Raw genomic sequence first — 12,559 nt, 5'->3', positions numbered from 1 at the left:
TTTCTATCTATTTATTCTGCTGGTTCCAATTCGTTTTCTTCTGGCTTTGGTGCTCCGCTGATTTTTTCCTGAATCGTTTGGAAAATCACAAAGAAGGCAGGAATTACAAATATACCAAACAGGGTTCCAATTAACATTCCACCAACGGCACCTGTACCAATGGAACGATTACCAACTGCTCCGGCGCCATTTGCTAACATCAATGGTGTAATACCAAGAATAAAGGCAAATGAGGTCATCAAAATCGGACGCAAACGTGCTTTAGCTCCTTCGACTGCTGCTTGCATTAATTCCATCCCTTGATGGCGACGTTGCAAGGCGAATTCTACAATCAGAATTGCATTTTTAGCCAGTAAACCAATCAGCATAATCAGGGCAACCTGGAAATAAATATTATTCTCTAAGCCAATCATTTTCACAAAGAAGATGGCTCCAAATATCCCGATAGGAAGAGCTAAAATAATAGAGAAGGGCAGAATGTAACTTTCGTACTGCGCTGCAAGCAAGAAATACACGAATATCAAACTCAAGGCAAAAACTAAAATGGCCTGGTTTCCTGCTTTTTCTTCCTCCCGTGTCATTCCCGAAAATTCATATCCATAGTTGGATGGTAATGTTTGTGCAGCTACTTCTTGAATTGCTTTAATTGCATCTCCGGTACTGTAACCAGGATTCACATTTCCATTGATGGTTGCCGAGTTGAACAGGTTGAATCGGTTCACTACATCAGGACCGCTTACCTTTTTCATGCTCACAAACTGACTTATCGAAACCAATTCGTTATGTGCATTTCTCACGAATACATTGTTCATGGATTCAAGAGTCTCACGATCTTCTGGCGCAGCTTGTATCATCACACGATACTGCTTTCCGAATCGGTTAAAATCGGAAGCATACCAGCTTCCGTAATATCCCTGAAGGGTAGTAAACAAACTGCTTACCGATATGCCAGCTTCTTTTACTTTCTCCACATTTACTTCCATTTCGTACTGAGGGAATCCTGTGTTGAAAGAAGTCATCGCAAATTTAATTTCCGGTCGTTGGTTCAAAGCTCCCAAAAACTGTTGACTCTTAGCCATCAGGTCGGTAAATTCTCCATTCGATTTGTCTTGCAAACGCATCTCAAAACCATCGGAACTACCAAAACCTCTAACGGTAGGAGGAGCAAAGAATAGAATTCTAGCTTCATTTATTCCGGCTGTCATTCCAAACAATTGTCCAACGATAGCATGAACTTTCTGATTATCTTCTTTTCGTTCTTTCCAGTCCTTTAGTTTTATTACAGCAAAAGCCTTTGACTCTCCTTTGGTATTACTAAGCATACTAAAACCAACTATGAACATCTTTTCTTTAACAACATCAATTCTGTCGATGATGGTTCCCACTTTAGCTGCAACTTCACTGGTTCTTTCCAAGGTGCTTCCCGGAGGTAAGGTGATGTCGCAAAAGATAACTCCTTGATCTTCATTTGGAATAAATCCGGTAGGAGTCGTTTTGAAGAACCAACCTGCAAGAAGAATGAATACCACCAAGATTACTCCAGATAACCATTTTTTACGAATTAGAAATCGAATGGAATTGGTATATCGTTCAGTTATTGCCTCAAATCCCGTATTAAATGAGGTGTAAAAACGGCTAGTCAATCCTTTTTTGTGTGCTTCGCTCGGATTGTGAGGTTTCAATAATAAGGCACACAAAGCAGGACTTAAAGTCAATGCATTAATTGCCGATATCACAATAGCTACAGCCAGTGTAATCGCAAATTGCTGATAGAACGCACCGGTTGGTCCTTTCAAAAAGGAAACTGGAATAAATACTGCTGACATTACCAAGGTAATGGATATAATCGCGCCAGTAATTTCGCTCATTGCCGATATGGTGGCTTTCTTAGCACTCTTCGCTCCATTATCGAGTTTGGCATGAACTGCCTCCACTACTACAATGGCATCATCTACTACAATACCAATGGCCAATACTAAGGCAAATAAAGTTAGCATGTTGATCGAAAATCCGAAGAGATTCAGGAAGAAGAAAGTACCTATAATTGCAACAGGAACAGCAATTGCCGGAATTAATGTGGATCTAAAATCTTGCAAGAAAAGGAAGACCACTAAGAATACCAGTAGGAAGGCTTCAAATAAAGTTTTGATTACCTTACTAATTGATGCTTCAAGGAAATCATTTGTATTGAAAGGAATTACATAATCGATTCCTTTCGGAAAATCCTTTTTTGCAGATTCCAGTGTGCGTTCTATTTCTTTAATAATTTCCTGGGCATTAGAACCTGAGGTTTGGTATATACCAATCGCAGTAGATGGATGACCGTTGGTTATATTCCTGGTTGAATAATTAAAGGCTCCCAATTCAACTTTTGCTACATCTTTTAATCTTAGAAAATCAGAGTTTCCTTCCGATCGAAGAATAATATTATCGTATTCTGCTTTCGTGGATAGTTTTCCTTTGTAACGAATCACATATTCAAATGACTGGCTTGAATTCTCGCCAAACTTACCAGGAGATGCTTCCAGATTTTGTTCTTTTAATGCATTTACCACATCCTGAGGAGTTACACCATAAGCAGCCATTTTCTCAGGCTTCAGCCAGATTCTCATCGAGTAATCACGCGAACCAAAAACATTGGCATCACCAACTCCATTAATCCTTTTAATCATTGGGATTAGGTTGATACGAGCGTAATTTTCAACAAATGTTGCATCTAAATCTTTATTCTCAGAGTAAAGAGAAAAGAACATTAAAACACTATTCTGAACCTTTTTGGTGGTTACACCAGTCTGGATTACCGCCTGTGGCAACTTGCTTGTTACGGTGGCCACTTTGTTCTGAACGTTTACTGCTGCAATATCGGCATTGGTTCCCAGTGCAAAATAAACACTAATGGTAGCACTACCATCGTTGCTTGAGGTAGAGGACATATAGGTCATATTCTCTACGCCATTTACTGCTTCTTCAATAGGAACAACAACACTTTTTAGTAATGTTTCGGCATTAGCTCCAGGATAGGTTGCTGAAATTTGTACGGTTGGTGGAGCAATCTCCGGAAACTGTTCTCTAGGTAAAGAGGTGAGTCCTAAAACTCCCAAAATTACGATGAGTATGGATATTACGGTCGATAGTACCGGCCGTTCAATAAATATTTTAAACATGAAATTTGCTTTTTAATTTTAATAGAAAGTCTGAATTATTTATTGGAATAGGCGGCATTATTACCTGTTGCAGTAGATCCGGATTGTGGAATTATCTGCATTCCTTCTCTAAGTTTAATCAGACCATCGGCAACATAAACTTGTCCTGCTTCAAGTCCATTGGTTACAATGTAGTTTTGGTTTACCGACTTTGAAATATCAATTGCCTTTGATTTCACCTTATTGTCTTTGTCAACTACATATACAAAACGTTTACCTTGTAACTCAAATGTTGATTTTTGTGGTAATAGAAGTGCATTATCTACCTGTGATGGTAATTTAACTTTACCACTAATACCGCTTCTTAATAAATTATCAGGATTTGGAAATATTGCACGATAGCTAATGCTTCCGGTTCGTGGATTCACCATTCCATTAATAGTTTCAATTCTACCTTTGTGGTCATAAACCGAACCATCAGCCAGAATTAATTCTACTGCCGGTAATGATTTTATTTTTTGCGCTACACTTTTACCATCTAATTGACGATTAAATTGAAGTAATTGCTTTTCGTTTAATGTGAAATAAGCATATACATTGCTGATATTTGATACTGTTGTAAGCGGCTTAGCTTCGGAACGACCAACAAGGCTACCTATTCTGTAAGGAATGCTTCCAACAATTCCATCAACAGGACTTTTGATAAAGGTGTAGTCTAAGTTTTCTTTGGCATTCATATAGTCTGCCTGAGCTGCAATTAATTGAGCTTTCGCAGCATTTAAGTTACTTTCAGCAGTTTTTAGTTGTACTGGGCTGATGATATTTTTTTGAACTAGTGGACTAACTTTATCCACTTCAACTTGAGCTGATACAACCTGTGCTTTTGCAACTTCGACATTTGCACTTGCTGCATTTACTTGTTGATTTAAAGTTTCAGCACTTAGCTTAAAAAGAAGTTGTCCTTTTTTTACTTCCGATCCTTCGTCGATGTAAATTTTGTCTATAAAACCATCAACTTTAGGTCTAATTTCGATATTTTCTTCTCCTTCTATATTTGCTGCATATTCATTATAAACGGTAACATTCGATTTTTCTACTTTCTGCACTGGAAATGGCATTGGTCCTCTTCCCATTTGCTTATTTGCTGGTGAATTACAAGAAGCTAATCCTATTACAGTGATTGCTATACTCGCTAGTAAATTTACTTTCTTCATGGTCATATTTAACTGTTATCTATTACAACTTAAAGTTCCTGTTATTCTGATAAAAACGAATCAGGTATCTATGCGTTTTTAATGTTTTTCTTTTTTATTATTTAGATAGTTGGGGTATTAGAGATGGAGCATTTTGTTTTAATTTGATCTCGTAACTGCTCTAATAGTGTGATTGTATTTGCGAGAAAATCGAGATAAGGGGATTCGTTGTCTTGCTGAAATATTTTTTCAGGATCTGCAGTAATCTGATTAGATTTACTTTTGAATACTATTATTTCTTCAACTAATTGATGTTCTGTTTTGTATTGATCCACCTTTTCCTCAAGACGTGCAAGAAATCCAACAGGGGACAGGGTGTAGTATTTTTTTCGATCACCTGGCTTGGTATGATAAACAATCATTCCTGCTTTAGTAAGATGATTCAAATTAGTTGAAATAGTGCTTTTACTGGCACCCAGAAAATTTACAAGTTCCTCGAATGTTTCTCCGTTCTCCTTATCAATGAAAAGCGTGGCAAATATTCGGGCTGCAATAGGAGCAAGATTTTCCTGTTTCTCCATAAAATTTCCAAATTTCTCAACCAGGAGTTTTTTATGCATTTCTAATTGTTCTATACTTTTCATCCTTCTTAAATTTTAATTTTCGTGACAAAGATAGTTTTAGTTCGGTTGGTTCCGAACTAAAAAATGTTAAAATTGTTGAAAAATGCTAAAAGTTAGGAAAAGACGTTAGTGTAATCAGTAGGTTTTATCGTACTAATTCAGGTAGTAATTGTGCTATGTTTTTCCACCATAGAGTAGTTTCCTGAGGTTGGTACACTAACAATAGAATTTGCAGTATTTTTGCGTGGATTTGCTAATCTCAATTTACTGGGAGATATAAAAGATTACAATGAATTGCCGTAGAACCTATTTGTTTTAATGAATATTGGTAAAGGTGAAAAACACTGATATAAATCCAAATTCGGGAATTTATTCAATGATAGAGATGTTATTTTAATTGTTTTTATCTTTTCTGATATAATTCAGCAATAGTAGTATGTGTATGTTTAAAACGGATAAGACCTAAAATGACGATGAATATCGATATTGGTATCAGAATATAACCTAAATAAACCAAAAACAGATCTGTGGAAAAAAGTTTTACGAGAGATATGCCAGAGACAAAAAACATCAAACCGGTTCGGGCATACGCAAGCAAGGTGCGTTCATTTGCTAATTTTGATCTATCAATAGCTAAATAATCACGAAGTATTAATTTAGGGGGATTGGTAGTTGTGTTTTCCATATGATTATTGTTTTCTTATTATTGTCTTATCGAAATTGCAAGTAATGTTGTATTCAAAAATATTAATAGATTGCTTATTTCAAATTGTTAATTCTAAAAACAATTAGAGCTACGTTAAATTTAAGTACTTAAATAAATAAAGCGAAAGCTTTTTTGCTAAATATCATTTTATTAAAAGAAGAACACTTGCAATTAGCGATATTGATACAACTGCTTTTTTAAAAATAGTTGGTGGAATTTTGCTATTAAGTCTTTTTCCAAAATACGTACCTGCAAATAGTATTGGTAAAAATAGTAATGTCATCTTTATTGTTTCTGTTGTCAGTAAGCCTAATAAAGCATATCCCATTAGTGCAATACATGCAGTAACAATACTGAACCACGAAAATACTTCTCTAAAAGTTTGATTATCCGTATCTGCGGAATTAAGAAATAGTGCTAAAGGTGGTCCGCTAATGGAAATAAAACCGGTTACGAAACCTAATAAAGCACCTGCAATTTTGTAGGATATATCTGTTAATTTTAGAGAATATTTTACATTTATAAAGGAAAGAATGGAAAGAATAATTAAAAATACACTTATCACGGTGATTATCCCATTATCAGAAATAAAATGTAAAGCAACAACTCCGGTCGTAGTGAATAATGCACCAAATATTATTAAAGATTTAAATTGTTTGTTCACAAGCTTTCTATTCTTTTTTTGGAGCACAATAATAATCGATGCAAAAAGATTACACAGAAAAAGAATGGGAATTAATTCCTTTGGAGCATACCAAAACATTAATAAAGGTAATGATACTAGTGCAAAACCAAAACCGGTAATTCCTTTAATAAGACTGGCCAATGCAACAATTAATATAATCCAAAAATATTCCATAATTTAAAAATTAGTGGTGAGTAGAATGAAGGAGGTGCTACCTATTAGTAGCCATAGTAAAATGCCTAAGATAAAGCTCTTCAGACCTGCTTTTTTGGCTTCTTGAATAGACATGTTTGAGCCGATAAGAAAAAGAGCGATTACCATTCCTTTTTTTCCCAACCAATTAAAATGAGTATAAGTATTTTGCCATTGAGGGAAGAAGTATGCAGCAGCAATACTTAAAATGAAAAGACCAATAAACCAGGGGATTTTCACTTTTCCATTTGCCTTGTCTTTCTGGAATATTGCAATGAATACAGCTAAAGGAATTATCCATAGGGCACGTATCAATTTTACTGTTGTAGCTATTTCAAGGGCTTTTGCGCCATAGGTTGCTCCGGCACCAACTACTGAGCTGGTATCGTGGATGGCTATTGCGGCCCAATAACCAAATGTTTCCTGACTTAGATTAAAATAGTGACCAATGAGTGGAAATATAATTAATGCGATTCCATTTAAAATGAAGATAACTGCTAATGAAAATGAAATTTGATAATTTTTGGCATTTATTACTGGAGAAATAGCTGCAATAGCACTACCTCCACATATCGCAGTTCCCGAAGAAATAAGTAGCGCGGTTTTGTTATCCACTTTTAAAATTTTCCCAATAAGAATACCAAAACTCATTACGAAAATAACAGACATGGCTGTATCAACAAAACCGGTTTTTGAGGTGCTGATAACTTGAGTTAAACTCATGCCAAAACCCATTAATACAATGGATGCTTGTAAGGCAAAGGATGTATATTTTTTGATGGTATCATGTTTTAAACCAAACATGGATAATAATATTCCTATTACCAATGCAATTGCGGGGCTAATAAATGGCATAAAGCAGAGGAATATTACTGCGCCATAAATAAAACTGATTTTTTTTTGATCTAACACCATATCTTTATCTCGATTAATTTGAGACAAAAATACCTACAGCTAATAACTAAAGCAAATAGCAAATTGTTTCATTTGATAACTAAAAGTTATAATGATTTAAGAATTCTATGAATAAATGAGGGATTTGTAATTCCGGACCATGTCTTAATGCCAATCTGAATTTTCGGTGGATTTGTAATTCTTTAACAGGCAATTTACTTATACTTTTTAGGAGGAGTTCTTTTTCAATTGATTTTTCGGAAACTAGCGCGATGCCATCAAAATCATTAAGAAAATTCTTAATGGCTTCCGTACTACCTAAGTGAATAAGAATGTTTAATTTCTCCAGATCAATATTTTTCTTGGTGAGGGCTTTTTGAATTACCTGAAGGGTTCCCGATCCTTTTTCTCGTAAAACAATGGGGATTTCCAATATATCTGAGATATTCAGGTTTTTGCGTTTGGCATAAACACTTTGACTGCCAGTAACAACAATAATTTCATCATCCAAAAAGTTAATGTATTTGATATTGTTATTGATAGATTCATTTTCTACCAAAGCCAAATCGATAACATTATCCAAAAGCTTTTGCTCCATCTCAAATGAGTTTCCATTGAATAAATCGAGCTTTATTTTCGGGTAACGAGCATGAAAAGCAGCTATTACGGCAGGAATCAGGTATTGCGAAATTGTAGAACTTGCGCCAATTCGTAAAGATCCTTTAAAATCACTATTTAATCTACCCAATTCATATTCTAATTCGTGATACTGCTGCTTAATTTGCTTTAAATGTCGGTAAGTTAGTTTTCCTGCTTTTGTGAGAAAAATTTTATTACCGGTGCGTTCGAAAAGGGCTATATTTAATTTGTTTTCTAATTCTTTTACATGCTTAGTTATGGCTGGCTGACTTATAAACAATTCTTCCGCAGCTTTTGTGAAACTTAAGTTCTCTGCTACAACCATAAATACTTCGTCCCGATAATCCATAAATTTAATTATTTATTTTTGAACCATTTCCAAGGTGTAAATTTCGATACATTTTTTTGATAATCTTGATATTCTGCTCCAAATTCTAAGATTAGCTTTTTCTCTTCTAAATAACAACCAATCAGTAAATAAAAGGACAGAATAAAATTGGTTATCAATGTGCTTATGTATATGTTTCTAGACCAGATAATAAGAAATGTAGCGGTGTACCAAGGATGACGAATAATACCTAAAATACCATTCGTGAGAATCTTGCCCTTTTTAGAAAGGGTAAGTTGTGTGGTATTTTGCTTTACTTGTCTTATTCCACTAAAAGAAAGCATATCGTACGATTTTGCTCCAGCAAATAGTAATAATAAAGCAATCGTAATTAATAATGCCCTTACAAATTCATATCCGCTCTCCCAATTGAATAAAAGCTGTTCTTTTATACTTCGTGTATACCAAATCAGAAACAGAAAGGTGAACGTTGAAAGTATATTGTATAGGATTCGATAGAACTTAAAAAATGTACCGAAATTAATTTTACAAAATTCTGTAATTGATTTTGAAATTAAGACGCTATGGAAAAAGCACCACAGGATTGTGTAGATGCCTAGAAGAAAGTAGGAGTGTTGAATCATTTTGCAAAAGTAAGAATAATCTGTATAGGTAAATTTAGATTTTGATAATGTCTCCTAAGGGAATATTAAGAAGTTCATTTTCTGTGAATATGTATTTTTTAATGGTATTAGAAAACTTTCTTTTAGATATAAAAAGTACATGAATACCTATGTTTTATCCATTTATTTAAAGGATTGTGTCTGTTAATTTTGTCATTATAGAAATAGTTAATGTTTTTAAAAAAATAAACAAAGTTATGAGTAGGAAAATTTTATATCTAAATGCAAATCCCAAAACAGAAAATGAATCCTTTGGTTTACAAGTTGGAAGATCATTTTTAGATGCTTACAAAATAAAAAATGTTGATCATGAAATTATAGAACTAAATCTTTTTGATACGGAGGTTCCTTTTCTAAATGCAAGTGTATTTGAGGCTTTTGGTGAAATTCAAAATGGGGCTTCCTTCGAGGATTTAACAGAAGCACAACAAATTCAATTAAAGAAATTGAATGATCTGCAGGAACAGTTTATGGATGTTGATGCTTACGTAATTGTAAATCCAATGTGGAACTTTTCTATTCCGCCAGTATTAAAGGCATATGTAGATGTTATTTTACAAGTAGGCAAGACATTTCAATATACCGAAGATGGTCCAAAAGGATTACTTAAGAATAAAAAGGCATTGCACATTCAGGCATCCGGAGGTATTTATTCTAACGGAGATGCTAAAGAATTCGAGTTTGGGCATCGTTATCTTAAAACAGTGATGGCTTTTATTGGTATTTTTGATTTTGAGTTGTTACCTGTAGAAGGTATAGCCATGGGACAGTCAGAGGTATCCGAAATTCTTAGCCTTGCACAAACAAAAGCGAAAGAAATCGCAGGTTCATTCTAATCGTAAAAACCAATTGAATAATGTCTTATTGCGGGAATCTCTTCATGTGGAGATTCCCGCATTTTTAGTGATAAAATATTCCAATTTGTTAAAAATACTTTAAATGTCATCTGTGCGACATCGAGAATTTTTAAGTGGCTGTAAAAACAACTACTTTAGTAACCCGTAATAGTCATAACTAAATAGTACCCAATGAAACTGAATCAATTGAAATTAAATATAGAGAAGATTCCATTTAAGAAATCACTCAGTTTTGTACCCTTGATTAATAGGTTAAAAGGAGAAAGAGAGCAAGGCGGAATAAAAGGAGCACAAGCTGCCAATATGCTAGAAATAGTGGAAAAATGCCCTGCTTTATCAAATGCTTCTTTTAATGTAAAGGATGTTAAAAAATATGAAGAGGAAATACATTTGTTGATGTCTAACTTTTTCACTCCCTCGCAATATGAAACTAGTATGGGAGTTGCTGCCACTCCTTTTGATGACGAAAATTTTTATTTTACTCCTGCATATTCTGCTATTATTAAGGATGATACTAAAGAATTGGAATTGGTAGAGCAACAAAATCAAATTAATTGTTATAAAACTTTTACCATGTTAGTTTATGCGTATTGGTTGATTTTTAAAAAACTATATGGTTTTGAGATGACAATGGATTATCTGTTTTTGAATCGATTAACCGATAAATTAAACGGATTGGTACGATATTATAAACTGGAATTTGATCAGACATGTGTCGATATATCTTATGCTGGTAAATTGCCCGATATTACTCATGATCAGATTTATCAAATGATCAATGATCCATTGAATATGGACTTTTGGTTGGAGACACTTCCATTGGACAATTTCACGTTTTCGGGATTCTTAACTTTTAGATATGTTGATATTACACAGGTTGAGGTGATTTCATCATTAAAATCTCAATTGCTTGAAAAATCAGCAATTATAAATCGGGGAAATTTCAAATCTTTAGAGGAAAGTATTCGCTCACTTTTAGGATTGCCAAATTTGAATCTGGGAATTATTGCCCTTAGTGTGAATAATGAAGAGGTGGAAAACCGATCTGGTTTTTGGCATGGCTTCTTAAATTCAGACCAATATAAATGCAAGGATTATAAAGACACCATTTACGAAGAGGCCGCTAGATCAGGGACTCCGGTATTAATAAATGATTTATCGGATAAAAAGTCACTAGCTCCGATTGAAAAAGCATTACTAAATAAAGGAATAAAAAATATTAGTATTATTCCTTTACATATCGACGATCAATTGGTAGGAATTATGGAGTTGGGATCAACGAAGGCATATGATATTAATTTCACTAAACTTAGGATAATAAAGGATATTATTCCTGTCTTTTCAATAGCCCTTCAAAGGACAAGTGAGGAATTAACAAATAGAATAGAAGCTATCATTAAAGAGGAATGTACGGCAATTCATCCAAGTGTTGAATGGCGTTTTCAAAAAGCGGCAGCCCAATTATTAATAAAGAGAGATGCGGGTATAGCTGCTCATATGGAGGAAATTGTATTTTCAGGTGTATATCCGCTGTATGGGGCTATTGATGTAAGGCATTCTTCGGTAATACGAAATAAAACCATTCAGGATGATTTGATAGAACAATTAGAGCTAGCAGCTAAGGTGCTGAAGGAGGCTGTTAAAGTTAATGAAATGCCTATCTACGATCAACTTATATATAAGCTTAACTTTTTTATCAATAGTATAAAGGAAGGACTTTCTTCTGGTGACGAAGTGAATGTTTTAAATTTTATTCGTCATGATATAGAATCTCTTTTCTCTCATTTTATTGGAAATAATGAAGGGTTACAAAAAGCAATAAAAGAGTACAATAGCAATATTGATTCGGAACTCAATATTGTTTATAAGAGAAGAAAAGATTTTGAAGATAGTCTGGGTATGATTAATGATTGTGTTACTAGTTATCTTGAAAAAGAAGAAGAAAAGGCACAACTTATGTTCCCTCATTATTTCGAAAAATATAGAACGGATGGTGTGGAATATAATGCATATGTCGGCGGTAGTATCACAGAAAATAGAACTTTCGATCGTATTTATTTGAAAAATTTAAGACTTTGGCAATTAATTATTAGTGTAGAATTAGCACGTAAGACGGAGCAACTTAAGTCGAGCTTACCTATCTCTCTCGATACAGCAAGTCTTATATTAGTACATAGTCAATCTCTGGCTATTCGATTCCGGCAGGATGAGAAAAAATTCGATGTGGATGGGGCGTATAATATACGTTATGAAATTGTTAAGAAAAGAATAGACAAAGCCAAAATTAAAGAAACCAACGAGCGGTTAACACAACCTGGTAAATTGGCAATTATTTTTAGTCAGGAGAGTGATAGGAATGAATATAACCGTTATATTGAATATTTGATTGCTAAGGATTATTTTGAATCTGAAATTGAACATTTAGTTTTGGAAGATTTACAGGGTGTATATGGTCTTCAGGCTATCCGGGTTCAAATTAAAAATGGAAAAGAATCACAGGATGCATTAAGCATAGCAAAGGAAATTAATAAATTAGGAATGCCAGATTCTGTTAATTAGGGAATACAGAAAAGTACAAAATTCACTTCCATATTACTCATCCAGTTTCATTTTAAT

The 12,559-nt window shown here is 34.1% G+C and carries 10 protein-coding genes; 2 read left to right on the top strand and 8 right to left on the bottom strand.

Annotated elements, in window-relative coordinates; genetic code table 11:
• Positions 1 to 11: 11 nt before the first annotated feature.
• From DLK05_RS04865 to DLK05_RS04830, 8 genes are all read right to left on the bottom strand, one after another.
• Positions 12 to 3,164 (bottom strand): efflux RND transporter permease subunit, encoded by a 3,153-nt coding sequence (locus DLK05_RS04865; protein WP_127342886.1) that lies wholly within the window; start codon positions 3,162 to 3,164, stop codon positions 12 to 14.
• Between the two features lie 35 nt (positions 3,165 to 3,199).
• Positions 3,200 to 4,357: an efflux RND transporter periplasmic adaptor subunit gene (locus tag DLK05_RS04860; RefSeq protein WP_209319715.1), complete on the bottom strand. Its 1,158-nt coding sequence runs from the start codon at positions 4,355 to 4,357 to the stop codon at positions 3,200 to 3,202.
• Between the two features lie 101 nt (positions 4,358 to 4,458).
• On the bottom strand, positions 4,459 to 4,980 hold the full coding sequence (locus DLK05_RS04855) for a GbsR/MarR family transcriptional regulator (RefSeq protein ID WP_127342885.1): 522 nt from the start codon (positions 4,978 to 4,980) through the stop codon (positions 4,459 to 4,461).
• 382 nt (positions 4,981 to 5,362) lie between these two features.
• A complete protein-coding gene (locus DLK05_RS04850; protein WP_127342884.1) occupies positions 5,363 to 5,644 on the bottom strand; it encodes a DUF202 domain-containing protein in 282 nt (93 codons plus the stop codon).
• Positions 5,645 to 5,807: 163 nt separating this feature from the next.
• Positions 5,808 to 6,524, bottom strand: coding sequence for a sulfite exporter TauE/SafE family protein (locus DLK05_RS04845; RefSeq protein ID WP_127342883.1), 717 nt, complete (start codon positions 6,522 to 6,524; stop codon positions 5,808 to 5,810).
• Positions 6,525 to 6,527: 3 nt separating this feature from the next.
• Positions 6,528 to 7,397 carry a YeiH family protein gene (locus DLK05_RS04840; protein WP_235831953.1) on the bottom strand — a complete coding sequence of 290 codons (870 nt, stop codon included), beginning with the start codon at positions 7,395 to 7,397 and terminating at the stop codon, positions 6,528 to 6,530.
• 139 nt (positions 7,398 to 7,536) lie between these two features.
• Complete coding sequence (locus DLK05_RS04835) at positions 7,537 to 8,424, bottom strand: LysR substrate-binding domain-containing protein (RefSeq protein ID WP_127342881.1); 888 nt, start codon at positions 8,422 to 8,424, stop codon at positions 7,537 to 7,539.
• A gap of 8 nt (positions 8,425 to 8,432) precedes the next feature.
• The gene (locus DLK05_RS04830; protein ID WP_127342880.1) at positions 8,433 to 9,047 is read right to left on the bottom strand and encodes a methyltransferase family protein; all 615 of its coding nucleotides are present in this window, start codon (positions 9,045 to 9,047) and stop codon (positions 8,433 to 8,435) included.
• 236 nt (positions 9,048 to 9,283) lie between these two features.
• Between DLK05_RS04830 and DLK05_RS04825 the strand changes: the two genes are divergently transcribed.
• On the top strand, positions 9,284 to 9,922 hold the full coding sequence (locus DLK05_RS04825; protein WP_127342879.1) for an FMN-dependent NADH-azoreductase: 639 nt from the start codon (positions 9,284 to 9,286) through the stop codon (positions 9,920 to 9,922).
• A 192-nt stretch (positions 9,923 to 10,114) separates the two neighbouring features.
• The gene (locus DLK05_RS04820) at positions 10,115 to 12,502 is read left to right on the top strand and encodes a GAF domain-containing protein (RefSeq protein WP_127342878.1); all 2,388 of its coding nucleotides are present in this window, start codon (positions 10,115 to 10,117) and stop codon (positions 12,500 to 12,502) included.
• The last annotated feature ends 57 nt before the right edge of the window (positions 12,503 to 12,559 follow it).

Origin of the sequence: Ancylomarina longa (assembly GCF_003996985.1) — a bacterium.
Classification (GTDB): Bacteria; Bacteroidota; Bacteroidia; order Bacteroidales; family Marinifilaceae; genus Ancylomarina_A; species Ancylomarina_A longa.
This window is presented reverse-complemented; position numbering and strand designations above follow the sequence as displayed.